Source organism: Roseomonas marmotae, assembly GCF_017654485.1.
In the GTDB taxonomy this organism is placed as follows: domain Bacteria; phylum Pseudomonadota; class Alphaproteobacteria; order Acetobacterales; family Acetobacteraceae; genus Pseudoroseomonas; species Pseudoroseomonas marmotae.
Window position 1 is genome coordinate 154,906 of sequence record NZ_CP061094.1, and the last position, 24,874, is coordinate 179,779.

Sequence of the window (24,874 nt, forward strand, 5' to 3'; positions counted from 1 at the left end):
GGCAGATGCCTCGGCTTTTTTTTAGGGAGTAGATACTCATGGGAAATATCGTGCAGGTGAAGCGCTCCAGCGTGGCCGGGAAGGTTCCGCTGGCTGCGGATTTGGAGGTCGGCGAGATTGCAGTGAACCTCGCGGACGGAAAGATTTTCACGAAAGACGGATCAGGGAACATCCTCGAGCTGGGACTAGCGAACTGCGTCCGATTCGATACTGCTCAAGAGCTGACTGACGCTCAAAAGAAACAGGCAAGATCGAATATTGACGCGGCCTCTGACGATACAGCCCCTGTTGGCAGTTATATCTATTTTGCAGGTAGTTTCGTTCCCGACCATTATCTGCTCTGCAATGGCGCGGCAGTTTCCCGTACTGATTACGCTGATCTTTATGCCGTAATCGGGAATACTTATGGAGCAGGGGACGGCAGTACAACTTTCAATTTGCCGAATGCCATCGACAAATTCCTTGAGGGTTCGGGAACGAGCGGAACGGAAATTGCCGCCGGACTTCCCGACATTACGGGCTATATCGGCGGTGTTATGCGAGTTCATTATCCGTCTGGCGCTGTAAAGCAGGACACGACCTTTAATAATTTCGCAAACACGGGCACTCAAGGCGGTCAGGAGGTCAGTCTCAAGGCATCGAATTTAGATGCCATTTTTGGGAACTCTGCGACAGTCCAGCCCCCTGCATTGACTGCATTGCCCTGCATCCGTTATGAATAGGTGAAAATATGATTAAAACTGTTTATTTGTTCGACAAAGACGGTTTTTTTAATGGCACTTCTGTAGCCCAAACCGATCCCAAAACGGGCAAACTGTTGATGCCTGAAAATGCCACGGAAACCGCTCCAAAAAATAAGGTCGGATATTTTTCAAAATGGGACGGCGAAAAGTGGGTGTTTGTCGAAATGCCGAATACCGCCGAGGATTGCGTGAAACTCGGCGCTGTTTCTCACGCATCTCAGACTTATCACGACTACGCCCTGAGAGGGCTTTTTCAGGCGCTTACCAAGGATTCTGAAACGCACGAAATCAAGCGTGGGGACGATCTTTCTTGGAGCGTTGTCCGAAAGCCTGAAAAAAGTGCAGAAGAGGAAAAGCAAAACCGCATCGCGGAACTCAAGCAAAAACTCGCTGAGACGGACTACGTCGCCATCAAAATAGCCGAAGGCGCGGCCACGAAGGAAGGGTACGCTGATGTCATAGCTCAGCGAGAGATCTGGCGCGTGGAGATCCGCGCACTGGAGGAAGCATGATCTATCTGAAATGGTTTCTCTGCCTGCCCGTGTTCTTCGCGAGCACGCTTTTCGCATACATCATGGCGCCGATTGCCGTGCTGGCCCGTAGGGAGTACTCGCTCAAGGGCACCTGCTTCTGGTGGATCACCACACCGAACACCGACCTGCGCGGTGACCCGGATCATCAGGAACGCTGGTACCACCTCAACTGCTACCTCCAGTTCCTGACGTGGATCTGGAGGAACCCCGCTGTGAATTTCCAGCGGGAGACGCTGGGCGTTCATGTTGAGCCCACGGACAATCACGTCGTGGACGGCAACTGGCAGTACGTCAAGCGCGATGGGAAAACTACTGCGTGGATGTACTACTTGGTCAAGCCTTACGGCAAGACCGGCAAGGGCTTGCGCGTGCTTCTCGGCTGGAAGGTGTGGGATGCTCACGTTAAAGACCCCCTGCAGATGACCTGCAGGATCACGCTGTGGAAAACAGTCGAGGTATAATCCTCCTGTTTCTCCTCGCTTATCTTCGCTGATTCCTCCGGTGCCTTCGCCGGAGGTTTTTTTTAATTCCACTATTTGAATGCCGCCCGGTCCGGCGTGAGAATCGGCAAAACTTCACCGATTAAAACCGAAATGACCATCATTCAGGAAATTCGCGCCCATGACGGCGGCAGGGCTTACCGCACTGCCGAGTTTGGCGCTGTGGACGCCGACAAGCGCACGGTCGAGCTGGCCTTCTCCAGTGAGTCCGAGGTGCGCCGCTGGTTCGGCGTAGAAATTCTCTCTCACGCCCCGGAGGCGGTAGTGCTCGACCGAATGCAGGACGGCGCTGCTCTTCTTCTGGAACACGACACCGACAAGCAGATCGGCGTTGTCGAGAGCGTGAGCATTGATTCTGACCGCCGGGGGCGGGCAGTCGTGCGCTTTGGTAGAAGCGCGCTGGCCGAGGAGGTTTTTCAGGACGTTCAGGACGGCATCCGCCGCCATGTCTCCGTCGGGTATCTCATCCACGAGATTGAGAAGACCGGGGAGCGCGATGGCGAGGATATCTTCACTGTGACGCGCTGGGAGCCCTTTGAGGTCTCTCTTGTGTCGGTTCCTGCCGACACTTCCGTGGGCGTGGGCCGGAAGCTCGATGCCGAAGGAAAAAAGGAAACTCATCAACCCGAAAAAACAGAGGTTAACATGACCGAAAAAACTGAAATCCCCGCCGCCTCAGTGGATCACACCGCCGAGATCCGCAAGGCCGCCGAAGCCGAGCGCGCCCGCACCCGCTCCATCCTCGAGATGGGCGAGAAGTATCAGGCCGACGATCTGGCACGCGATGCCGTCAAGGATGGCCTGAGCGTCGCCGACTTCCAGCGCTCCCTGCTCGACCACGTGAACAGCCGCGTGCAGAAGCCGCTTGCCGACCAGGCTAAGGCCACCGACATCGGCATGACCGACAAGGAAGCTCGCAACTTCTCGCTGGTGAAGGTGATCCGCGCTCTGACCGAGCCGACCGACCGCCGTGCGCAGCAGGACGCCGCCTTCGAGTTCGAGGCTTCCCGCGCTGCCGCCGACAAGCTCGGCAAGAACACCGACCGCTTCGTGATCCCGTCCGATGTGCTGACCCGTGCGATCAACACCTCCAAGACTGGCACGAATGCCGGTGACACTGGCGGCTACAGCATCGCCACGGATCTGCTCGCGCAGAGCTTCATCGACATCCTGCGCAATCGCGCCACGATCATGCAGCTCGGCACGCCGATCGGCGGGCTGGTCGGCAACATCGACATTCCGAAGCAGGTTGCCGCTGCCCAGGGCTACTGGATCGGCGAGGACGCTGACGCGGTTGAGTCTAATTTGGAACTCGGCCAGATCAGCATGACGCCGAAGACCGTGGCCGCCTACAGCGAGATCACCCGCAAGCTGCTCAAGCAGTCCAGCCTCGACATCGAAGCGCTGGTGCGTGCCGACCTCGCAAAGGCTCTCGCCCTGACGATCGACAAGGCGGGCTACTACGGCACCGGCTCCAGCGCTCAGCCGACCGGCATTGCCAATGCCACCGGCATCAACGCCGTGGCCTTCGCTGCGGATGTTCCGACCTTCGCAGAGCTGGTGCAGATGGAAACCGAGATCGCGGTTGACAACGCCGACGTGCGCAGCATGGCCTACGTCTTCGGCGCTGGCATGCGCGGTTCCTTCAAGACCGCTCTGAAGTTCTCCGGCCTGCCCGGCACCATCTGGGAGGACGGCGGCACTGTGAACGGCTATCGCACTGAGATCACCAACCAGATCGAAGCGGGCGATGTGTTCATGGGCAACTTCAACGATTTGCTGATCGGCATGTGGGGCGGCCTCGAGCTCATGGTCGATCCCTACTCCAACAGCAAGAAGGGACGCCTCCGCGTGGTCGTCTTCCAAGACGTGGACTTCGCGCTCCGTCGCGTCGAGTCCTTCTGCCTCGGTCGCAAGCCTGCGACTCAGGCGGCTGGCGGCGAAGGCGAAGGCTCTTGAGCTGACTAGTCCGTAAAATGATGGGGCGCACTTCGCGCCCCATTTTCTTAGGAGATAGATCAATGTCTGATCCTGTTCTGCTCCGGGTGCTGCACCCGTTTGTGGTCGCTGGCGAGATCGCCGCAGAGGGCGAGATTGTCGAGGTGACGTTCAGCGAAGCCAAGGATTTGCTCTACCGAGGCAAGGCCGAGCTCGTGGACGCCGCCGAGCCGGGCTTCCTCGCGGACGAAGATCCGATCGAGCCGGTGGCCGAGGCGACCGGGGAGCGTCCCTTCGAGGTCGTGGAGCCGGGCGAGAAAACGGGCGAGACGACCATCGACGGACAACCCGCAGATGTGATCGAGCCTCAGCCTGCATCGCCTCGCGGCAAGCGCGGGCGCCGACCCAGCCGGAGGTAACATGCCGACCTACGCATGGGAAAACCTCGACGAGTTCCTGAGTGCTGGGCCGGGCGAGTTCGCAGTACCCGTGACCGTGCGCCTCCAAGGTGGTGGCGTGCGGACGTTCCTCGGGATCTTCGATGAGCCGTATTTGAACGCCGAGACGGGCGAGTATGAGCTCGATACCGAGCGGCCCCGCGTGACCTGCAAGGAGGCCGATGTACTCGGCGTCCTGCGCGGGGACAAGGTGGACATCGGCGGGCGCACCTACGATGTGCTCACGAGCGCCCAGCCGGACGGCACGGGCCTCGCCATTCTGGAACTGTCGAGGCAGTGACATGGCGGGCTACACGGTCGAGGACTTTGGCGCGGAGGACATCGAGGCGCTGGCGCTCGAGCTGGGGCTCACCGAGCGGCAGGTGCGTGCGGCATACAGCCGGGCGCTCCGGCGCACAGCCGTCACGCTGCGCACCAAGGCGCAGAGGGGACTCAAGTCCGAGTTCGGCGTGCGCAAGATCCGCTTTCTGCGCAAGCGACTCAAGTATCTCGGCTTCCGCAAGCTCGATGCCGGGGGCGGCACTGCCCGTCTCTGGTTCGGCCTGAACGATGTGCCAGTGAGCGCACTGACTGGCTCAAAGCGCAAGACTGCGCAGGGGGCGGTGTTCTCAGGCAAGGCTGGCTCCGTGGCCTTCAAGGGCGGCTTCATCCGGGACTCGCAGCGCGGCTTCGGGCGCACGATCTTCATGCGCGAGGGCAGGGCTCGCCTGCCGCTGAAAGAGGCTGAGGTGCCGATCCACGAGCGCGCCGAGCAATTCGTCGAAGATCAGATATTCACGGACATCATTGAGACTTTTTGGCACCACTTCATGAGCGACATGAAGGCGCGTGCCAAAGGATTCGGATCATGAATGCGAAGACAGAAGTGACGATCGAGCAGGTGCACAGCGCAATCGTCGAGCGCATCAAGGCGGCATTCCCTGCGCTAAAGACAGTTGAGGCGTATCGGCAGGATCGAAAATCTCTGCTCGTACCAGCATGCCTGGTTAACCTGATGGAGATGGAGGTCGAGCCGGAGGACGATCCCGGCACGGAACAGCTCGCGGTGACGGCTCACTTCGAGGCCGTGCTCGTGATCCACTTCCGGCAAGGCGACAAAAACCCGAAGCTCGAGATCCGCAAGCTGGCCGCAGCCGTGGCGCAGTTCGTGCACAAGAACCGCTGGGGGCTGCCTGTCAGTCCTGCCGAGGTCGAGGCGATCAGCGAAGACGGCTTTGATCCGGAGCTCGACCAGTTCGAGGCGTGGCGCGTCGAGTGGCGGCAAGTGCTCCATCTGGGCGAGTCGTGCTGGGACGGTGAGGGCATCGTCCCGCAGAGGATCTTCCTCGGAATCGCGCCTAACATCGGGGCGGCACATGAGCAGGACTACTTTGAGGTGACGAAGGATGAGCGACTACTTCAACGCAGAGAATGAGCGCCTGCTCGCTGGGGCGATCCGGCTGGGCGTTGTCTCAGCGCTCGATGAGGCGAATGCCCGCGTACGAGTGAAGGCCGCAGGCTATGAGACTGACTGGCTGCCGTGGCTGACCGCCAGAGCCGGGGCCACGCGCTCGTGGAGCGCCCCGAGGCCGGGCGAGCAGGTTGTTCTGCTCTGTCCCTATGGCGACCCCGCGCAGGGCGTGGTGCTGCCAGGCATCTACCAGAACGACCACCCGGCGCCCGCAGCGTCAAAGGATATCGAGGCGGTGGTGTTCCCGGACGGCACGCGGTGCGAGTACGACAGCTCCGCGAACAAGCTCCAGATTGACGTGGCAGGAGCGGCGCAGGTGATCGTCAACTGCAAACAGGCGACTCTGAACACCGAGACGGCGGCAATCAACGCATCGACCAGTGCGACGATCACGACCCCGGAAGCCAAGATCGCGGCGGCGGCAACCGAGATCACCGGCAGCCTGAAGGTCGGCAATGGCCTGACCGTGATCGGAACGTGCACGAACAACGGCGTGGACTTCGGCAGCACCCACGTCCACGGCGGCGTGGATCGCGGCACGGATCTGACAGACCCGCCACAATAAATGCCACTAAGAGACGGCCCAGCACTGCCGGGCCGATAATCCAAAGATCATGATCGGAACCAGTGCACAAAACGGCAAGCAACTCGAGGGCATCGACCACCTGCGGCAGAGCGTGCGGGACATCCTCACGACCCCGCTGGGGACGCGCGTTATGCGCCGCGAGTACGGGAGCAGGCTCTACCAGCTCGTGGACGCGCCTTTGAACAGGGCCACGATCGTGGAGCTGTACGCGGCCACAATCGAGGCTCTCGAACGCTGGGAGCCGCGAATCAAGGTCTCGCAGGTCTCGCTCGCGCGCGCGACGGCTGGCGGCGTGAGCCTGTCGATCACTGGGACTTATCTGCCGGACGGGCGCGAGATCACCCTCGACGGCATTGAGGTGCGATGAATGGCAAACGTATATGTAAATGTTGACCTCTCGCAGTTGCCGCCGCCTGCGGTTGTCGAAGAGCTCGACTATGAGCAGATTTTGGCGGCGATGCTTGCCGACCTGCAAGCGCGCGATCCGTCCTTTTCTGCGCTGGTCGAATCTGATCCGGCCTACAAGATCCTCGAGGTGGCAGCCTATCGCGAGATGCTCGTGCGCCAGCGCGTGAACGACGCAGCCAAGGCCGTGATGATTGCCTTCGCGCAGGGCGCCGACCTCGATCATCTGGGCGCAAACTACGACGTGCGGCGCCTTGTCATCACGCCCGCCGACCCGGACGCCATTCCTCCGGTCGAGGCCGTCTATGAGAGCGATGACGACTTCCGCAACAGGATCGTGCTCTCGCTCGAGGGCTACACGACCGCAGGCAGCCGAGGCTCGTACCAGTTCCACGCGCTCAGTGCCTCGGGCGACGTGAAAGACGTTGCCGTGGACTCCGACACGCCCGGCACCGTGCAGGTCGCCGTTCTCTCGCGCACTGGCACGGGCGTGGCTCCAGAAGAGACGCTCGAGGCGGTCGAGGAATCGCTCACAGGCGAGGTGCGGCGTCCGCTGTGTGATACGGTTGTCGTACAGAGCGCGACGATCGTACCCTACGCGATCACAGCAAGCCTCACGCTGTTTCCCGGCGTCGGTCAAGCCGAGGTGCTGGCGGCGGCGCAGGCGGCTGCGGAGGCTTACGCGGCAGAACAGCACCGACTGGGGCGCGACATCACGCGCTCGGGGCTGTTCGCGGCACTCCACCAAGAGGGCGTGCAGAACGTGGATTTGGCCGCTCCGGCGTCCGACATCGTGATCGCGTGGGATGAGGCTCCGAACTGCGTGGGCATTTCTCTCGAGATTGAGGGCACTGATGAGTAAGGATCTGCTTCCGTCCAGCGCATCCAGCCATGAGCGTGCGTTGTCGCTCGCGACCGCGCGGACTGGCGAGGTCGCCACGCCCCTGCGCTCTGTCTGGGACGCCGACACCTGCCCGGCTGAGCTTCTGCCGTGGCTCGCGTGGGCATTCGGAGTGGACGAATGGGATGCGGGCTGGCCAGAGGAAGCGAAACGCGAGACGATCCGCACGGCCATTCTGGTGCAGCAGCGTAAAGGCACTATCTGGTCGATCAAGCGCGCCATCTCTGCGGCAGGCTACGGCGACAGCTCGCTTGTCGAAGGCGAGGACGCGATCCCGGCAGAGCATACTGTGCCGTGGCCACAAGAGACGCACTGGGCGCTGTATGCCTTCACGCTCACTCGCCCGATCAGCAATGCTCAGGCCGCGCAGGTGCGTCGCATTCTGTCGCTGGTCGCTCCGGCGCGGTGCCATCTGGTGGCGCTCAACTTCGAGCAGGCATCTCACCTGTACAACAATCGTATTACGTATAACGGCGACTACAACCATGGGGTGGCTTAGTCATGGCATTCCTTCCTGAAACCGAAACTTACGATGAAGGCGTGTACCTCATCGAGACGACCGATCCGGTTGTCGGCGGCGTCGATGGCATCTCGAACAAGCCGCAGCGGAACCTCGCGAACCGCACGAAATACCTGAAGAAGCACGTGGACGATCTGGAGCAGCTGAAGGCTCCGCTCGACACACCGCTCTTCTCAGGCGAACCCAAAGCGCCGACGCCTGACACGGCAGACGAAACAACGAAGCTCGCCACGACGCTTTTTGTGAAGCGCCGCATTGCGCAGCAAGCGACGCCCGCAGCGCACAAGGGCTCGCGGGGCGTTGCTGAGCACGCGCTCGTGGCGCCAAACACGCTTGAGGGCGAAGGCGAAGCCGGTTTCATGTCTCCGGCAGACAAGGCGAAGCTCGACGGCATCCTTGCCGGGGCAGGTGTGATTGATGTCGAGGGAGCGCAGGGCAATGTGACCCTAGACTCGCTGGCGAGCTTCGCGCGCTCCCTTCAGGGAAACGGCTACCAGTGCTTTCCCGGCGGTCTCATGATCCAGTGGTGCACGAAAGACATCATCGTGCCGGACATCCCGGAAGGGGCTAAAAGCGCCGAAAAAGTTTTTGCTCAGGCGACGTGGCCGCTGGCCTTCAATACGCTGTTGATGGCGATGGTGTCTCACTCGGAAGTAATGCCTGCTGGATCGGATGTCACGATTGAGGCGGGCGAGATGCTTTACGGAATTCGGTCGCAATCTGTGACAACGGTTGTCGCGGCTTTCACTCGCATGGTTGGATCAAACAACGTCGCGACCAAGAGCACAGACGACAATGAAGTCACGCGCGTGCACTTCTTTGGCATTGGGAGATGGAAGTGATGAAATACGCTGCAAGCACGGGCGGGTTTTACGATCCCGCCATTCACAAGAAAATCCCTGCTGGAGCAGTGGAAATCACAGATAAAAAGTATCGGGAACTGCTCGCCGGGCAATCCGCTGGCAAGCTGATCCAGTCGGACGCTCAAGGCCGCCCTGTACTGGTCGATCCTCCCGACCCCGCGCCGACGCCAGAGCAACTGGCAGAGCTCGTCCGCACCAAGCGGAATGCACTGCTCACGGCCTGCGACTGGACATCACTGCCCGATGCTCCGCTCACCGAGGAACAGCGCGCGGCATGGCGCGCGTACCGCCAAGCGCTGCGCGACGTGACAGATCAGCCGGGCTTCCCGGCGGATGTCGTGTGGCCGACGCCTCCGGCCTGAATTCCACTATTTGAAGCACCTCCGACCTCTGGAGCAGAATCATCGAAAATCCTTTTTGAGGACTGACACATGCCTGAATCTTTCCTTCATGGCGTTGAGGTAATCGAGATCGACAGCGGCTCCCGCCCGATCGAGACTGTAGCCTCCAGCGTCATCGGTATCGTCGGCACGGCTCCCTGCGCCGATGCTGACGCCTTCCCGCTCAACACTCCCGTGCTCATCGCAGGCTCTCGCCGCGAGGCCGCCAAGCTGCTCGCTGTTCCCGGCGAGGATGACGGCACGCTCCCCGGCGCGCTGGATTCGATCTTTGACCAGGCTGGCGCCGTGGTCGTTGTCGTGCGCGTCGCAGTCGGACAGGACGACGCAGAAACGATCGCCAACGTGATCGGCGGTGTGGATAGCACGACTGGAGCCTATCAGGGCGTGCACGCTCTGCTCGCTGCCGAGTCCGTGCTGGGCGTCACGCCGCGCATCCTGCTCGCCCCCGGATTCACGCACCAGCGCCCCGCTTCCCCGACTGAGGAAGGCGCCTACACGGCCAATCCGGTCGTGGCAGAGCTGATCGGCATCGCCGAACGCCTGCGCGCCACGATCATCGCGGACGGTCCGAACACGACCGACGCCGCCGCGCTGACTTATGCAGAGGACTTCGGCTCCAGCCGCGTGTATGTGGTTGATCCGTGGGTGCTCAAGACCGACGACACGGGCGCCGTGGTGTCCGCTCCCCCGTCTCCCTGCGTCGCTGGCCTGATCGCCAAAAGCGACAACGAGCGCGGGTTCTGGTGGTCGCCGTCCAATCAGACGATCAACGGCATCGTGGGCACGACCCGCGCCGTGGACTTCGCACTCGGCGACGCAGCCTGCCGCGCGAACCTGCTCAACGCAGGGAACGTGGCGACGATCATCCGCCAGGACGGCTACCGGCTCTGGGGCAACCGCACGCTGGCATCCGATCAGAAGTGGATGTACCTCTCGGTGCGACGCACTGCCGACATCATCAACGACAGCCTGCTCCGCGCGCATCTCTGGGCGGTCGATCGCAACATCACCAAGACCTACGTCAAGGATGTGCTCGAGGGCGTGAACGCCTATCTGCGGCATCTGGTGACGATCGGCGCGATCATCGGCGGCCAGTGCTGGGCAGATCCCGAGCTCAACACTCCCGACCAGATCGCACAGGGCAAGGTGTATTTCGACTTCGATTTCTCTGCCGCCTACCCGGCTGAGCACATCACCTTCCGCTCTCATCTGGTGAACGATTATCTTGAGGAGATCTTCTGATGGCCGCTCGTGACGTAAGAAAGAACATCAACCTCTTCGTCGATGGTCGCGGATACGCAGGCCAAATCGAAGAGTTCAACCCGCCGAAGCTGACGCTCCAGACGGAGGAATTCCGTGCCGGTGGCATGGATGCCCCGATTGAGCTCACGATGGGAATGGAGAAGCTCGAGTGCGATTTTTCGCTGGTTTCCTACGACCGCGATGTGCTCTCGCTGTTCGGCGTGGCCGAAGGCGCGCAGGTTCCCTTCGTGGCCCGCGAGGCACTCGAGAGCTTCGACGGCACGGTGACGCCTGTCGTGCACACGATGCGCGGCAAGATCCGCGAAATTGATCCGGGCACCAGCAAGGCAGGCGACAAGCCGAGCCTCAAGGTGACTGTCGCACTCACCTACTACAAGCTCGAACACGGCGGCAAGGTCGTGCACGAGATCGACGTGGAAAACATGGTGCGCACCATCAACGGCACGGATGCACTCGCGGCAATTCGTGGAGCAATCGGCCTGTAGAATCTGGCCGTGTGCCAACCAACAGCCCGGCCCACACAGCCGGGCATTTTTTTAGAAGGATCAAATCATGATCGAGGGATCTGTAAGCATCGAACTGAGCCGCCCGCTCGACATCTCTGGGGCGAAGGTTTCCGTGCTCCAGATGAGGGAGCCGACCGTTGAGGATCAGCTCGTGGCTGACAAGATGGGCGGGGACAACCGGCAGACGGAAATCGTCCTGTTTGCGAACCTCTGCGGCGTCACGCCGGACGACATCAAGCACATGAGCCTGCGCGATTACCGAAAGGTCCAGCAGGCATTCATGGGTTTTATCAACTGACCAGCAACGCCGTGAGGCAGGGAGCACTAGCACTTGCCTCATACACGGGCTGGTCGGCAAAAGAGATCATGAGCATGAGCACGAGCCGCTTTATCTGGTGGCTCGAAGGACTGCCGAAAAATGGCTGACAAAAAATTCTCCGCACTAGTCACGATCGGCGGCACTGTCGCCAGTTCCTTGCTGTCTTCGATCGGGCAGACGCAGGGCAAGGTGCGCGACCTCGGCGCGGAACTGCGCGAGCTCAAAGCGCGCCAGTCAGATCTGGGGAAGGCCATGAGCCAGAACCCCGGAAGCGGCATCGAAGAAGCGACAAGGCAATACGCCGAGCTGGGGCAGCAGATCGACCGCACCCGCACCAAGATCGAGCGCCTCCGCACCGCGCAGGATCGCTTGGCGCGCGGCAAGGCCATGATGGCGAGCGGCAGCATCATGATCGGCTCGGCGATGGCAAGCGCGGCCACCCTCGGCGCCCCAGTCATGCAGGCTGCCGAATTCGAGACGGCCATGCTCGGCGTCGCCAAGCAGGTCGAGGGCGCGAGGGACGAGAACGGCAAGCTCACCGACGTGTACTACAACATGCGCGGCGAGATCCAGAAGCTCGCGCGCGAGATCCCGACCGCCACCAACGACATCGCGGACATGGTCGCGGCTGGCGCCAGAATGGGCGTGGCGCGGGATGAGCTGATCGGGTTCACGCGAACCGCCGCAATGATGAGCGCCGCATTCGAGCTCCCTGCCGGGGAACTCGCGGACCAGATGGGCAAGATCGCCGGGCTGTTCAAAATCCCGATCCCTCAGATCGGGCGGCTCGCCGACACCATCAACTACCTAGACGATAACGCGATCAGCAAGGGCGGCGACATCATCGACTTCCTGACGCGCACGGGTGGCGTCGCGGGCTCGATCAAGATCACCGGGCAGCAGATGGCCGCCCTCGGTTCGACCTTGCTGACATTGGGCGAGAAGTCCAGCACGGCATCAACAGCCACGAGCGCGATGCTCCAGAAGCTCGCCGCCGCAGACAAGGGCACCAAGAAATTCAAGCAGGCCATGAAGGACATTGGCCTCTCGGTTTCTGCGGTGCAGAAGGGGATGCAGACCGATGCGCAGGGCACGGTGCTCAAGGTGCTCGAGGCCGTCCAGAAATTGCCGAGCACCAAGCGCCTCGGCATCCTGACCGACCTCTTTGGACTGGAGCACTCCGACACCATTGCCAAGCTAGTCTCAGGCATCGGGGAGTACCGCAAGCAGATTGAATGGGCGACCAGTGACGCCTCGCGCGGCTCGATGGAAAAGGAATTCTCCGCACTGCTCCAGACGACAAACGCGCAGTGGCAGATCACGAAGAACACGATCAGCGAGCTGTCGGTTAACATCGGCAGCGTCCTCCTGCCGACCTTGAACAGCATCCTCGGCGTGATCCGGGATGTGACGACCGCGCTTGCGTCCTTCACGAAAGAGCACCCGATCCTGACCGGCGTGGTGGCAGACTTCGCGGGCGGCGCGATCGGACTGGTGGCGGCGCTCGGCGCTGCAAAACTCGCGATCGGCGCGTGCACTTATGCTGTTGGCGGCCTGACGACCGCCATGCTCGCCAATCCTGTCGGGATGATCGTGGCGGCAGTCGTTGCGCTCGGTTTCGCCGCGTATGAGGTCTACAAGCACTGGGACACCATCAAGGCGTATCTGTCCGAGACTTGGGAAACGATCAAGAAGAACGTCGGCGCGGCATGGGACTCGATCACGTCCGGCGTGACCGTTGTCGTGGATAAGGTCAAGGGCGCATGGGACGGCTTCAAGACGTGGTTCTCGTCCCTCTGGGACAGCATCGTCGCAAGCGTCCTCGAGAAGATCCAGCCCGTTATTGACTTCGTGCGCGATCCCATCGGCACGATCAAGACCGGAGTCGGCAACTTAGTCGGCGGCGCGGTTGACAAGCTGCGCAGCCTGCCCGGCTTCGGGAACATGCCGCCGCGCAAGCCCGCCGAGACGAGGCAGGCAGCCGCAGAGCGGAACGCCGCAGCCGTGCCAGCGCTGCCGGGACTCGCGAGCCGGTATGGCACGACCAACAACACTCAGAACATCAACGTCAACGTGCAGCAGCAGCCGGGACAGTCCGCGAGCGAGCTGGCCGACGCGATCGTGCGCCGGATGCAGAACGATCAGCGCCGACGCTCTGGGGCGCTCATGTTCGACCCGGCTGCGGGCTAGGAGGTTTTTATGCTTGAATACATCTTCGGGCGGCCTGTGATGATGCAGCTCGGCCCGTTCCAGTTCGGCATCTCGACCGCCGCGTACCAAGAGCTCACGCGCTCGACCGAGTGGCGCTGGGCGTCGCAGGATCGCTACCTGAGCACGCCTGTCAACCAGTACACGGGCAAGGGCGCGGACACGATGACGCTGCCGGGCGTGATCTATCCCGAGTATCGCGGAGGCTTCGGGCAGGTGGACGCGATGCGCGACGCAGCCGAGAAGCACGAGCCGCTCACGCTCATCGCAGGGGACGGCTCTGCTCTGGGGCAGTGGATCATCACGCGCGTGGAGGAGAAGCAATCGACCTTCGCAAGCGAGGGCAAGCCGCGCCGGATCGAGTTCACGCTCAACCTGCGACACTGCGAGGAGTCCAGGCAGAAGGCATCCGCGCTCGACGCTGTTGCAAGTGCCGCGTCCGGATCTGTCTCGATCCCGAGCCAGGCGACCGGGGCCGTGGCGCAGGTGAAGGGGCTCGCGTCCTCTGTGTCGTCCGCAGTGAAGTCCGTGACCGGCACGCTCCAGAGTGCGGCCAGCACGGCGCAGACGGCCCTCGCGCCCTATGTCGCGATCGCCAAGGATGTGCAGGGCGGGATCACTCGCGCGGTCGAGGTCGCTGCGGACATGAAGGCCGAGGCGAACCGGGCGCTCGCGGTGATGGGCGTCCGGCCACTCGAGGCGACCGCGCTCAGCTCCGCGCGGGCGATGGTGAACAGGGCAGGGACGTGCCTCACGCGCGTGAACAGCGCGAGCACCCTGCTGCGTGGCGCGGCTGACCGTCTGGGGCAGGACGCTCCGGCGCAGGCCGTGGCAGCCGTCCAGAAGGCCGAGGCGGCAGTGCAAAAGGTCGGCGCAATCTGCCGCGAGACTTACGCAAAGGCGACCAAGATCACGGAGGCATCATGAGCACGATCTACAAGACGAAAGAGGGGGACGTTCTCGATGCGGTGGCTTTTAAGTTTTATGGCTCGACTGATCACCGGGTGGTCGAGCAGATTCTCGAAGCAAACAGGGGGCTCGCGGACTACGGCGAAGAGCTCCCGGCTGGCCTTGAAGTCGTGCTGCCCGAAATCGAGACGCCCGCGCAGAAGGAAGGGGTGCGCTTATGGTCGTAAATGACTTTCGGCTGATCGCCAACAGCGCGGACATCACCGCGATCATTCGCGAGCGCCTGGTGTCCCTCCGGTGCTCGGACTCTGCCGGGTTCGATAGTGACTCCATTGAGATCGTCCTCGCAGACCACGACCCCGATCATCCGATCGAACTGCCGCCTACTGGCGCGGAGCTGGAGCTCTTCCTCGGGACAGGCTCCACGGCGCAACGGATGGGCCTGTACGTTGTCGATGAGGTCGAGCTGGCAGGATGGCCCGGCACTCTCACGATCCGGGCCAAGGCGGCCCCATTTGAGGAATCTAAGCAGGGCAAGAGCCAGCTCCAGACGCAGAAGACCCGCACGTGGACGGCTGGCACGAAACTCGTGGATGTGGTGCGCAAGATCGCCGCAGAGCACAGCCTAACGCCTGTCATCGCGTCCTCGCTCAACAAGATCACGCTGCCGATGATGGCTCAGACCGATGAGTCTGATATCTCGTTCCTCACGCGCGTGGCCCGCCGATACGATGCTGTGTGCAAGCCTGCGGACGGCAAGCTGATCCTGACCCGCCACGGCGAGGGCAAGACCGCATCGGGCGCCGAGATCCCGGCAGTGACGATCCGGGCGCAGGACGTGACCACATTCTCCTGCACGACCTCGAGGCGCGAGGACTCCGGCACGGTGGTGGCCTACTGGCACGAGACGAAGGCAGGCAAGCGCAACGAGGTTAAGGTCGGCTCGGGCGAGCCAGTGAAGCGCCTGAAGATGTACTTTCCGTCCCAGCAGACGGCCCTCGATGCCGCGACCTCAGAGCTGCGCCGCCGGGAGCGCGGGGGCACTCGTTTGTCCATCCGGATGCCCGGCAATCCGGCGGTGTTCGCCGAGGCCCCCATCGCCCTCGAGGGCTTCCGGGACGGTGTGGATGAGCGCTGGATCTGCTCGCGAGTGGAGCACACGCTCGACGCTGGCGGGTTCGTCACCAGCATCGAGGCAGAGCAGCCGAACGCCGAGGACGCGCCGAACGTAGAAACCGCAGTCACATAGCAGTCACAAAAAGCCAGCACCACGAAAGTGCAACGAAAAATCCCCCGCAAGCTACTGGAATCGCGGGGGGTTTTCGTTTTCGGTGGAGACATGCGCAAAGAGCGCTGGTGATGCGCCCCCAGCGCCGCTCCGCCATGCCCCCCCAGGCGAGGCGGGAGAGGCGGATGGCGGCGAAGAGCTTCAGGTCGAGGTCCTGCTGCCACATCGTGTCGGTGACGGAGGGGAAGGGGGCGCGCTGGCTGGTGCCGGCGTTGTTGACCAGGATGTCGATCCGCCCGAGCGCCGCGCCGGCCTCGCGGAAGGCGGCCTCGCAGCCCTCGGCGGTCGCGATATCGGCCTGGACCGGCACGGCCCCGGTGGCCGAGGCCGCCTGGCGCAGGGCGGCCTCCCCCCGCGCCACGATGGCGACCCTGGCGCCGGCCTCGGTGAAGGCGCGCGCCATGGCGAGGCCGAGGCCTTTGGAGCCGCCGGTGATCAGGGCGGTGCGGTTCTCGAGGGAAAGCTGCATGGGTTGTCCTTCGGGGCTGGAGAATGATGCGGCCGGCCCCCGGTAAAGATCAGTGCCATGCCGGGCTGGCGACACTGATCTTTACCGGGATCGGCGGCCAGCGCCCGCCCGGGCGCCGGCTGATCTTTATCGGGTGTGCGGGTCTGGCCGCCCTGGCTGATCTTTGTCGGGGCCGCCGGCCGCCAGGCGCGGCGCGCCCTTCACGCCGCCCGCCGCGTGCAGGCGTGGCGCGACAGGCGGGCGGGAGGGCTTGAGGACGAGGCCGTTCGGCCCCTCCGTGACCTGCGCCTCGGGGTAGACGCCCATGGCCAGTTGCAGCACACCCCGAAAATGGGCGCGGAAATGGTCCTGGCGGGCCACCGCGCGCCCGAACTGCTGGTGCAGCGCGCGCCAGGAGACAGGCGTGTCCTCCTTCAGCGCGTGAAGCCGGTAGGCCAGCCAGCAATAGACATCCAGCGCCATGCTGTTATTGGCGATCTGCCGGACTGCCGCTTCCTCGACCGGCACGGGATGCGTCCGCAGCTGGTCGTAGAAGCTCTGGGACAGCGTCGCGGTCTCGATGAACAGCGATCCCTGGCCATTCGGCGCCTCATCCTCGGCATCCACGAACATGGAGGTGTCGAGGATATTCTGGTTCACCAGCCCGGTGCGGCCGCCCTGGCGGATCTGGAAGGACATGCGGCAGCGGGAAATGCGCTCCGCCTGGTCCCGCACCACCTGCATCGCCTTGCCGCCGATCGGGATTTCCAGCCGCCGCAGCCAGGCATGCAGCGTCCGCCCCAGCTCCACCTCCCGGCTGCTCGTCCGCAGGGCCTCGGATTGCAGGTAGAGCAGGATCAGCCGCGCGCGCGAGCCATAGGGGACGCCCACCGGCACCGGCAGGCCGTCGGCCGAGGGACGGTGTCCCGGGGAGACGACCAGCGTCACCCGGTCCGTCTGCACCTGCCAGGCCTGTTCATCGGGCAGCCGGCGGTGGGGCAGGGCGCTTTGTGCCCAGCCGCTGTAGAGATAGCCGATCTCGGTATCCTCGGAGGCCAGGTATCCGGCTGCGGCTTCCACCACGTCGCGCGGCAATTCGCTGCGGAGTGCGGCTTCCTTGCCATGCTCCCGGATGAGACGATGAACTTCGCCCATAGCAGCCCGCCTGTCCTGTGCGGCCGCCGGTTCCGCGACCTGTTCCGGAACCTGCCCGATTGGCGGCGCCATCGCAGCCTGATCTCTGTCGGGCCTTGCTAGAAGGCTATTAGCATCTTGATACTATGACCCCGGCAAAGATCAGGGGAATATCATTAACCCGCTGATTTCATTTACCGTCCCCCTCCCGCCATTCTCCGGAAGAGATCAGCCGCCTCCCGGTAAAGATCAGCCTCCCTGTGGATGGGGGCAGGACCGGGAGCGGCGGCGGCGCTTGCCGGGACTCGGCGGCACCGGCGGCAACCGCATCCCGACAAAGATCAGCGCCGCCGGGAGGGCGCAGGCGATATCCGCGCCTTCGCCAACCGGAACAGGTCAGCCATCGCGGCACCTCCAGCCACCATCGGTCCAGCGGGATCAAGGCGCGGACAACGGCCCAGGCACCCTGAGCCAGAGGCCGTTATGAACCTGCGGCCTGCCTGAGCATGATGCATGCGAAGGCGACGACCCAGGCCGGCAAGAGTGCTGCCGTAACGCATTGGGGCACCCATGTCGGAAAAGGCACGACCAGCGCCCGTTCGCCGCCGGAAATGCCAGAAGGGCAGGGCTTGCAGGCACTCATGGCCCGCAGCCCGATCGTTGCCAGCTGAGAGGTCCGTAACAACCTCCGGCCTGCAGAACCTTGAACTGACGCTTGCGCGTGAGCGCTGCCGAAGCGGGCAAGACCTCAGGACAAGGCCCAACGCAGGATCCGCTGCGCGGCAGCATTCACATAGAGGGCGCCGACCGAGATTGCGCAGCCTATGGAAATGTCAATCAGGCGGTCTGCCGGGGCGTGCGAAGGATGGCCTGAGAGATGAGCAACCAACTGCAGCAGCAAGACGATGAAGACAGCCATGGCGGCGAAACCGAGCGAACCTCTTCGCTGCTGCACCGGCCAGCGGATGATCGCGGCAACCGTCATTCCAAAGAAAAGGGCGGAAGGTGATTCAAAGAGCGCTCCATAGATCCAGGCCACAGCCACGCCGAGCAGCGTCCCGGTGAACAGGTTCCTCGCCGTTCGCCGGCTTGCCTCTGCATCAGCGTGAAGGACAAGGATCACGGCAAGGATAGACCAGTTGAGGTGCTCGAGCCCCAGCGATCTTGCGAGGAGGTAGGACCCGGCGACCGTAAGCCCGGTAATGGAAGCGAACACCAGGCGCTCTGCCTGCTTCTCTCTCAGGGCGGCGGTGATTTGCTCGAGCTTCGGGCCAGCCGCGGGGCGCCATATTCCTGTTGCGGCATCCCAGGACACCGAAAGCACCCAGCCAAAGAGCGCGCATCCGCCGACCACGGTTATGTCGAACATATGCACAGGGGAATAGAGAGCGGCGATGGTGACGGCCAAGCAAAGGAAACGCGAGGCCGTGGCGACGCTGGGGTGAATCCCTTCGCCAATACCATACAACATGGCGGTGCCGCCGAGCGCGAGGGCCGTCAGCTCCGGGCTTCCATTCGCCAGCGTGCCGATGCCGGCGCCCGCGAGCACTATGAGGGCGGAAGCAATGAAGTTCGGCACGCGTTCAAGCGCTGTGCCCCCGGTGTCAAGCATGTAGCTCAGAATGCAGGTTAGAATGGCATAGGCGATCCAGCCACTGGCCCCGAGCGTGAGCCCTACGACAATGGGCGCCATCAGAGCGAGGGTAAAGCGGACAGACCTTCCGAGCATGCCGTCTCCATGCCAGAACGTCAGCGGCGGGTCGGGCGGAAGCGATGTCGTCCCTGTTTGCTTCTCGCTCAGAACAGCCTCCACTCTCGTCGGCTCGCTGCGGTCGATTACGCCGCCGCCGCCGCTGTAAGTCTTAGCACGCGAGCACAGGTAGCGCGCGTTGAACTAAGTGTATGAAGTCCATGTTTGCCGGGGCAGATGTAAAGAGGCCAGGCCGATCCATCCGGATCAGAAGGATGAGACTGCACCTTGCCGCGCCGCAATGCATCTTGAGACCGTAGGAAACTTCGCAGATCTCCACGGGAACCATAAGGTGTGCAGTTAGATACTTCTGGCTGCCGTGGTGCTGTCGCCTGGCAATCCGGCTTCCTGGTTCAGGTGTTACAGAAGGCCGTTTTCTTCACGGGTAAGATCAGGGATGTACTTTCTGCCTGAGGTGTCCTTCCGATGTCAGGAAAATCCCCGGCGGCGTTATCCAGCGCTGCACGGCCGTAGCAGAGGATCAGCTTCGATCAGATGCATGACAGTCTGATGGATCCTTGTCGTTGCCATCTGGAAGAAAGGAGAATCCTTGCCAAAGACTCTCCGGGCACGCAGAGGTGTGGCGTGACAGTCGCCCATGCCGACGGACAACAGGCCAAATTTCCTCAAGCCAGGGCTTCCTTCTTTATCCATGAAATGTGCGGCGGCATGAGAACCAGCCAGCCATGACACTTACGAAAAAGAAACAATTTATAGTTACCGCTATCAGAATGAATCTCTTGGCGCGTTCATCCATACAGATTTATATGTCGTCCAGGACGTTTACCTAAAAGGAGATTGTTCCGCAGCACCAAAAGATTCGGCAGAGGCTCTCCGGAGCGATGATGCAAGCTCGGAGCAGGCAGGTAGCACAGCTGCGTTTCTAATAAGTAAAGTCTCCGAAATCGATCGGGCACATGCTGAACGGTTGCCGCTGGTCAGCAGGCCATGAGGAGGTCGCTAATGCATTTTACACCGCGAGAAATCGATAAGCTCATGATCTACATGGTCGCCCTTATCGCGCAGAAGCGCAAGGATGCGGGGCTGAAGCTCAACCATCCGGAAACGGTATCGCTCATCTCGGCTGCCGCGCTCGACGGTGCGCGTGCCGGCAAGACCGTTGAGGAGGTCATGGAACTGGCTGGGAAGGCGCTCACGCGAAACGACGTCATGGAAGGCGTCGCGGAAATGATCCCGTATGTCCAGCTGGAGGCCGTGTTCACCGACGGCAGCCGCCTCGTCACTGTCCACAATCCCGTCAAGTAGCGGCGATCGAAGGAATCATCATGAGCAAGGACCAGAACAAGCGGCCACCAGAAGCTTCCGTGCCTGACAAGGGCGGCAGAAAGGCCCCGGTTGGCGGACTCGTCCTCGGTGACGGTGACATTGAGATCAATGCCGGCTATCCAACGACCACGCTGAAGGTCCGGAATACCGGCGACCGGCCAGTTCAGGTCGGCTCCCATTTCCATTTCTTCGAGGTGAACTCGTCCCTCGAATTCGATCGCCAGCAGGCCTTTGGCAAGCGGCTCAATATTCCCGCGACTACCGCTCTGCGCTTTGAGCCGGGCGATGAAAAGGAAGTTGTGCTCGTTCCCTATCAAGGCAAGCAGCGCGTGTTTGGCTTCAACGGCCTCGTCAATGGCTGGGCCGGTGACGAAAGCTACAATGATTACCGGCCACGCCTGACGGACGCTCTCGAGAAGGCGAAGCGCTACGGCTTCAAGAGCAAGTCGTGATGAGCCGCAACAATCAGGGAACGGGGATCTGAAATGGCCAAGCTCTCAAGGCAGCAATACTCGGATCTGTATGGTCCCACGACCGGCGATAAGATTCGTCTTGGTGACACCGACCTCTATGTGGAGATCGAGCAAGATCTCCGTGTCTATGGTGAGGAGGCTGTCTATGGCGGCGGTAAGACGCTGCGCGACGGGATGGGGTTTGACAATGAACTCACCAGCGCCGCCGGCTCACCCGATCTTATCATAACCAGTGTCACCATCATCGATGCCAAGCTCGGTATCATCAAGGCCGATGTCGGCATCAAAAACGGTCTGATCTGCGGCATTGGGAAGGCAGGCAACCCCTCGGTCATGACGGGGGTGACGAATGGCCTCGCGCTCGGGCCTGGTGTCGACGCCATATCAGGTGAGCATCTTATCCTGACGGCGGGTGGCATTGATGCACATGTCCACTTCATCTCGCCGCAGCAGGCCCAGGCCGCTTTGTCCAACGGCGTCACGACGCTGCTGGGCGGCGGCGTCGGTCCCACCGACGGCACCAACGGCACCACCATCACGCCGGGCACATGGAACATCGAGCAGATGCTGCGCTCGTTCGATGGCTGGCCAGTGAATGCAGGTGTGCTTGGCAAAGGAAACTCCTCCTCGCCTGTCCCGGTGGAAGAGCAGATCTTTGCCGGGGCGATGGGTCTCAAGATCCACGAGGACTGGGGCAGCACGCCAGCCGCCATCCGCTCGACGCTCACAGTCGCCGACATTCATGACGTCCAGGTCTGTATCCATACCGATACCCTGAATGAGTCAGGCTTCGTCGAGAACACTATCGCGGCGTTTGAAGGCCGCACGATCCACACCTACCATACCGAAGGTGCGGGCGGTGGCCATGCGCCAGACATCATCCGCGTCGCGGGTCTGTCGAACGTTATCCCCAGCTCGACCAATCCAACTCTTCCCTTCGGCATCAATTCCCAGGCCGAATTGTTCGACATGACAATGATTTGTCACAATTTGAGCCCGAAGATCCCCACCGACGTCGCCTTTGCCGAGAGCCGCGTTCGTGTCGAGACGATTGCCGCGGAGAATGTCCTGCATGACCTGGGAGCGATCTCCATCATCTCCAGCGACAGCCAGGCGATGGGACGGGTTGGTGAGAACTGGACCCGCGTTGTCCAGCTTGCCGACCTCATGAAGCAGCGTCGTGGCGCCTATCCGGGCGACACCTCTGATAACGACAATCAACGTGTCCTTCGCTTCGCCGCGAAGATTACCATCAACCCGGCCATCGCGATGGGCGTGTCGCATGTGATCGGCTCGGTGGAAGTCGGCAAGATGGCGGATCTCGTCCTCTGGGAGCCGGCCTTCTTTGGCGCCAAGCCGAAGATGGTAATAAAAGGCGGGATGATCTCCTGGGCATTGATGGGTGACCCGAATGCGTCCCTGCCCACACCGCAGCCGGTGATCTATCGTCCGATGTTCGGCGCAATGGGCTCAGCATTGCCCAGGACCCGGATGACCTTTACCTCACATGCGGCTTTCGAGCACGGCATTGTGGACCGCTACGAACTGAAATCGCAGGTGGTGCCGGTCTACGGCACGCGCACTCTTACAAAGAGTTCGATGATCCGCAACTCCGCCCTGCCAAAGATCGAGGTCAATCCCGAAACATTTGCCGTCATGGTTGATGGCACGCATGCCACGATCGAACCGGCCAAGCGTCTTCCTCTCGCTCAGCTTCATTTCTTCAGCTGAATATCCAGATAAACTTCGACTGGTGATGCGTTTTCACACAACATTCCAGCGGTCCTCAGGTGATGGAAGCAATCGATATCCTGTGGGTCGGACTAGGAGGCGGTATCGGATCGCTGCTGCGCTGGCAGATCGGTCGGGTTATCGACAAACGCATCACCACGCCGTTCAAGTTCGGCACCTTCTTTATCAATGTATCAGGCGCCTTCATCATCGCGTACATTTCCACGATGCTCGCATTGGGGTGGGAGCATCGCTATGGCAGCGTGATCTCCTCCCTTGTGCTGACAGGTGTGCTTGGTGGCTATACCACGTTCAGCACCATGCAACTCGACGCGGTACAGATGACAACCGCACACCGCCATGGGCTCGCGGTCATCTATCTCGTGACCTCCGTGTGCGCCGGCCTTTTGGCTGCCGCGGCAGGCGTGGCCCTCGCAAGAACATAGGAGGCGTCATTGTGGCAGTCAGCAGCAATCGTCTTTGCGGGCGGCGGGCTTGGCGCGATTGCCCGCGAGCTCTTCATGCTCATGCTGGGACGCTACAGCACGGCCTTTCCAGTCGATATCTTCATGGCGAATATCCTTGCCTCCTTTCTTCTGGGGATGGTTTTCGGACTTCATCGGGCACGCCGCGCGTCGGACAGTGCCAATCTGCTGATCGCGACAGGCTTCTGCGGTGGGATGTCCACATTCTCGAGCTTCGTGTTCGGGGCCTTTTCAGAGATGACCACGCCTGGTCGGCTTTTCCTGTCGATCCTCTACATCATCGCCAGTCTCGTCGTCGGCTACGGCGCCGCATGGATCGGCCTTCGCAGCGTGACGCGGAAGCGCCCTTCCTGAAGCCGATGTTCTGGAGGAACATATGATTCTTGTTGAGAGAACGCTCGGCAACCTCCGTGATTCTGTATGGCAGGAACGGGCGAAGTCTGCCGATGTCGACCTTCTGGTGCTCGAACAATGGGAAGCTCCCAAGAGCCGCCTGCGCAAGGAAAGTAAGGGTGGTGTGGAACTTGCCATCTCGCTGCCGCGATCCGAACATCTACATGATGGCGATGTGCTGTATTACGACGAGGCCGCGAAGGTTATCGTCGCTGCGCGGATTTCGCTGAAAGATGTCCTGGTGATCGAGCTCGAAGACATCGGGAAGCTGACACCGGATGAGATCCTGCGCGTCAGCTTTGAACTTGGCCATGGTCTCGGCAATCAGCACTGGCCGGCGGTGATCAAGGGAACGACCGTCTATGTTCCGCTTTCGGTGGACCAGAAGGTAATGGCCTCGGTCATGCGGACCCATGCTTTCGAACATGTAAGAACCCGCTTTGCGCCGGGTGCGGAGATCGCGGCCAAGCTGGACGCGCGGGAAGTGAGGTTGCTCTTTGCCGGAGCCGACGCGACGCCGCATCACCATCATGGCACCGGTGCGTCAGGTCATGCAGATGGCGGAGACCACCATCACGCAAACGAGCACGATGGCCATCATGACCATTCCCACGGCCACGCACATTCTTCGGTGAAATGATGGACGAGGGAGGCATGGGAAGGCACGGCATTCCATCGGGCATGGTGCATCTGGCGCGCCTGCTTCAGTTCTCGGACTCGACCTTGCCGATAGGATCTTTCGCTTTCTCAAATGGCCTTGAATCGGCGTTGCAGACACGTATCGTCACCGACCCGGAAAGCCTCTTGGACTATGTTACCCTCATCCTGCGCCAGACGGCGCGGATGGATGGGATTGCCTTGCTCCATGCTCATCGTTCTGCGCGCTCCGGCCGTTATGACGAGGTCCTCCAGGCCGATGGCGAGCTTTACTGCCGGCGCGTGGGTGAGGAGCAACAACTGATGCTCACCCGTGTCGGCAAGAAGTTCGCCGAGTTGGTGCTGAGCATCTTACCATCGCCGACGCTCGGACGCTGGCTCACCGACATCAAAGCTGGCGCAACGCCGGGCTGCCTTCCGGTCGGCCAGGGAGTCGCCCTGGCCCATATGGGCGTCGACGAGGTTGAGGCCTTCGTCATGCACCAATACGGCATCGCCTCCATGATCCTGAGCGCCGCGCTGCGGTTGATGCGGATCGACCATGTCGGCACGCAACGGATCCTCTTCGCAGCCCAGGCGCGTGTCGAAGGAGATTACCTGGCGGTGCGCGACCTTTCGCTTGATGAAATGGCGTCCTTTTCGCCGGTCTTCGATGTCCTCGTCGCACACCATACGACTACCCATGTCCGCCTGTTCATGAACTGAACAGGGCACCGGCAAAGGAA

31 protein-coding genes are annotated in these 24,874 nt (G+C 61.8%); 28 read left to right on the forward strand and 3 right to left on the reverse strand.

Annotated elements, in window-relative coordinates; translation table 11 throughout:
• Window positions 1–38: 38 nt before the first annotated feature.
• The 21 genes from IAI58_RS19295 to IAI58_RS19395 all read left to right on the forward strand — a co-directional run bounded on the left by IAI58_RS19295 (window position 39) and on the right by IAI58_RS19395 (window position 15,752).
• Window positions 39–722 carry a phage tail protein gene (locus IAI58_RS19295; protein ID WP_208776225.1) on the forward strand — a complete coding sequence of 228 codons (684 nt, stop codon included), beginning with the start codon at window positions 39–41 and terminating at the stop codon, window positions 720–722.
• Window positions 723–748: 26 nt separating this feature from the next.
• Complete coding sequence (locus tag IAI58_RS19300) at window positions 749–1,255, forward strand: hypothetical protein (RefSeq protein ID WP_208776226.1); 507 nt, start codon at window positions 749–751, stop codon at window positions 1,253–1,255.
• Window positions 1,252–1,737 carry a DUF7338 family protein gene (locus IAI58_RS19305; protein WP_208776227.1) on the forward strand — a complete coding sequence of 162 codons (486 nt, stop codon included), beginning with the start codon at window positions 1,252–1,254 and terminating at the stop codon, window positions 1,735–1,737. Before IAI58_RS19300 ends, IAI58_RS19305 begins: the two co-directional genes overlap by 4 nt.
• A gap of 132 nt (window positions 1,738–1,869) precedes the next feature.
• Window positions 1,870–3,735: a phage major capsid protein gene (locus IAI58_RS19310; RefSeq protein ID WP_208776228.1), complete on the forward strand. Its 1,866-nt coding sequence runs from the start codon at window positions 1,870–1,872 to the stop codon at window positions 3,733–3,735.
• Window positions 3,736–3,797: 62 nt separating this feature from the next.
• Complete coding sequence (locus IAI58_RS19315) at window positions 3,798–4,133, forward strand: hypothetical protein (RefSeq protein WP_208776229.1); 336 nt, start codon at window positions 3,798–3,800, stop codon at window positions 4,131–4,133.
• A gap of 1 nt (window position 4,134) precedes the next feature.
• Window positions 4,135–4,452, forward strand: coding sequence for a head-tail joining protein (locus IAI58_RS19320; protein WP_208776230.1), 318 nt, complete (start codon window positions 4,135–4,137; stop codon window positions 4,450–4,452).
• A 1-nt stretch (window position 4,453) separates the two neighbouring features.
• Window positions 4,454–5,023, forward strand: a complete 570-nt coding sequence (locus IAI58_RS19325) for a hypothetical protein (protein WP_208776231.1) — start codon at window positions 4,454–4,456, stop codon at window positions 5,021–5,023.
• On the forward strand, window positions 5,020–5,586 hold the full coding sequence (locus tag IAI58_RS19330; RefSeq protein WP_208776232.1) for a hypothetical protein: 567 nt from the start codon (window positions 5,020–5,022) through the stop codon (window positions 5,584–5,586). Before IAI58_RS19325 ends, IAI58_RS19330 begins: the two co-directional genes overlap by 4 nt.
• Entirely contained in the window at window positions 5,558–6,187 is a 630-nt protein-coding gene (locus tag IAI58_RS19335; RefSeq protein WP_208776233.1) for a phage baseplate assembly protein V, read from the forward strand. The genes IAI58_RS19330 and IAI58_RS19335 overlap by 29 nt, the downstream gene beginning before the upstream one ends.
• A gap of 49 nt (window positions 6,188–6,236) precedes the next feature.
• Window positions 6,237–6,575: a GPW/gp25 family protein gene (locus IAI58_RS19340; protein WP_208776234.1), complete on the forward strand. Its 339-nt coding sequence runs from the start codon at window positions 6,237–6,239 to the stop codon at window positions 6,573–6,575.
• The gene (locus tag IAI58_RS19345; protein ID WP_208776235.1) at window positions 6,576–7,475 is read left to right on the forward strand and encodes a baseplate assembly protein; all 900 of its coding nucleotides are present in this window, start codon (window positions 6,576–6,578) and stop codon (window positions 7,473–7,475) included.
• Complete coding sequence (locus tag IAI58_RS19350; RefSeq protein ID WP_208776236.1) at window positions 7,468–8,013, forward strand: phage tail protein I; 546 nt, start codon at window positions 7,468–7,470, stop codon at window positions 8,011–8,013. Before IAI58_RS19345 ends, IAI58_RS19350 begins: the two co-directional genes overlap by 8 nt.
• A 2-nt stretch (window positions 8,014–8,015) precedes the next feature.
• Window positions 8,016–8,876 carry a hypothetical protein gene (locus tag IAI58_RS19355; protein WP_208776237.1) on the forward strand — a complete coding sequence of 287 codons (861 nt, stop codon included), beginning with the start codon at window positions 8,016–8,018 and terminating at the stop codon, window positions 8,874–8,876.
• Entirely contained in the window at window positions 8,867–9,259 is a 393-nt protein-coding gene (locus tag IAI58_RS19360) for a tail fiber assembly protein (protein ID WP_208776238.1), read from the forward strand. The genes IAI58_RS19355 and IAI58_RS19360 overlap by 10 nt, the downstream gene beginning before the upstream one ends.
• 69 nt (window positions 9,260–9,328) lie before the next feature.
• A complete protein-coding gene (locus IAI58_RS19365) occupies window positions 9,329–10,540 on the forward strand; it encodes a phage tail sheath C-terminal domain-containing protein (protein WP_208776239.1) in 1,212 nt (403 codons plus the stop codon).
• Entirely contained in the window at window positions 10,540–11,046 is a 507-nt protein-coding gene (locus IAI58_RS19370) for a phage major tail tube protein (RefSeq protein ID WP_208776240.1), read from the forward strand. The genes IAI58_RS19365 and IAI58_RS19370 overlap by 1 nt, the downstream gene beginning before the upstream one ends.
• Window positions 11,047–11,113: 67 nt before the next feature.
• On the forward strand, window positions 11,114–11,365 hold the full coding sequence (locus IAI58_RS19375) for a phage tail assembly protein (protein WP_208776241.1): 252 nt from the start codon (window positions 11,114–11,116) through the stop codon (window positions 11,363–11,365).
• A gap of 120 nt (window positions 11,366–11,485) precedes the next feature.
• Complete coding sequence (locus IAI58_RS19380; RefSeq protein ID WP_208776242.1) at window positions 11,486–13,576, forward strand: phage tail tape measure protein; 2,091 nt, start codon at window positions 11,486–11,488, stop codon at window positions 13,574–13,576.
• Window positions 13,577–13,585: 9 nt separating this feature from the next.
• Window positions 13,586–14,521: a phage tail protein gene (locus IAI58_RS19385; protein ID WP_237182960.1), complete on the forward strand. Its 936-nt coding sequence runs from the start codon at window positions 13,586–13,588 to the stop codon at window positions 14,519–14,521.
• On the forward strand, window positions 14,518–14,730 hold the full coding sequence (locus IAI58_RS19390) for a tail protein X (RefSeq protein WP_208776243.1): 213 nt from the start codon (window positions 14,518–14,520) through the stop codon (window positions 14,728–14,730). The genes IAI58_RS19385 and IAI58_RS19390 overlap by 4 nt, the downstream gene beginning before the upstream one ends.
• Window positions 14,721–15,752, forward strand: coding sequence for a phage late control D family protein (locus IAI58_RS19395; protein ID WP_208776244.1), 1,032 nt, complete (start codon window positions 14,721–14,723; stop codon window positions 15,750–15,752). The genes IAI58_RS19390 and IAI58_RS19395 overlap by 10 nt, the downstream gene beginning before the upstream one ends.
• Here the strand turns inward: IAI58_RS19395 and IAI58_RS19400 are convergent.
• From IAI58_RS19400 to IAI58_RS19410, 3 genes are all read right to left on the reverse strand, one after another.
• Entirely contained in the window at window positions 15,745–16,260 is a 516-nt protein-coding gene (locus tag IAI58_RS19400) for an SDR family NAD(P)-dependent oxidoreductase (protein WP_237182961.1), read from the reverse strand. The two genes, IAI58_RS19395 and IAI58_RS19400, sit on opposite strands and share 8 nt — an antisense overlap.
• 126 nt (window positions 16,261–16,386) lie before the next feature.
• Complete coding sequence (locus IAI58_RS19405) at window positions 16,387–17,394, reverse strand: replication protein RepA (RefSeq protein ID WP_207447786.1); 1,008 nt, start codon at window positions 17,392–17,394, stop codon at window positions 16,387–16,389.
• Window positions 17,395–18,121: 727 nt separating this feature from the next.
• Window positions 18,122–19,186 carry an FUSC family protein gene (locus IAI58_RS19410; protein ID WP_207447787.1) on the reverse strand — a complete coding sequence of 355 codons (1,065 nt, stop codon included), beginning with the start codon at window positions 19,184–19,186 and terminating at the stop codon, window positions 18,122–18,124.
• A gap of 900 nt (window positions 19,187–20,086) precedes the next feature.
• Here IAI58_RS19410 and IAI58_RS19415 point away from each other — a divergent pair.
• The 7 genes from IAI58_RS19415 to IAI58_RS19445 all read left to right on the forward strand — a co-directional run bounded on the left by IAI58_RS19415 (window position 20,087) and on the right by IAI58_RS19445 (window position 24,854).
• Window positions 20,087–20,389, forward strand: a complete 303-nt coding sequence (locus IAI58_RS19415) for an urease subunit gamma (protein WP_207447788.1) — start codon at window positions 20,087–20,089, stop codon at window positions 20,387–20,389.
• Between the two features lie 20 nt (window positions 20,390–20,409).
• On the forward strand, window positions 20,410–20,862 hold the full coding sequence (locus tag IAI58_RS19420) for an urease subunit beta (protein ID WP_207447789.1): 453 nt from the start codon (window positions 20,410–20,412) through the stop codon (window positions 20,860–20,862).
• A gap of 33 nt (window positions 20,863–20,895) precedes the next feature.
• Window positions 20,896–22,614, forward strand: a complete 1,719-nt coding sequence (locus tag IAI58_RS19425) for an urease subunit alpha (RefSeq protein ID WP_207447790.1) — start codon at window positions 20,896–20,898, stop codon at window positions 22,612–22,614.
• Window positions 22,615–22,676: 62 nt separating this feature from the next.
• Entirely contained in the window at window positions 22,677–23,060 is a 384-nt protein-coding gene (locus IAI58_RS19430; protein WP_207447791.1) for a fluoride efflux transporter FluC, read from the forward strand.
• Between the two features lie 9 nt (window positions 23,061–23,069).
• On the forward strand, window positions 23,070–23,453 hold the full coding sequence (locus tag IAI58_RS19435; protein WP_207447793.1) for a CrcB family protein: 384 nt from the start codon (window positions 23,070–23,072) through the stop codon (window positions 23,451–23,453).
• A gap of 22 nt (window positions 23,454–23,475) precedes the next feature.
• Complete coding sequence (locus IAI58_RS19440; protein WP_207447795.1) at window positions 23,476–24,132, forward strand: urease accessory protein UreE; 657 nt, start codon at window positions 23,476–23,478, stop codon at window positions 24,130–24,132.
• 41 nt (window positions 24,133–24,173) lie between these two features.
• Window positions 24,174–24,854 carry an urease accessory protein UreF gene (locus tag IAI58_RS19445; protein WP_208776245.1) on the forward strand — a complete coding sequence of 227 codons (681 nt, stop codon included), beginning with the start codon at window positions 24,174–24,176 and terminating at the stop codon, window positions 24,852–24,854.
• Window positions 24,855–24,874: the final 20 nt, after the last annotated feature.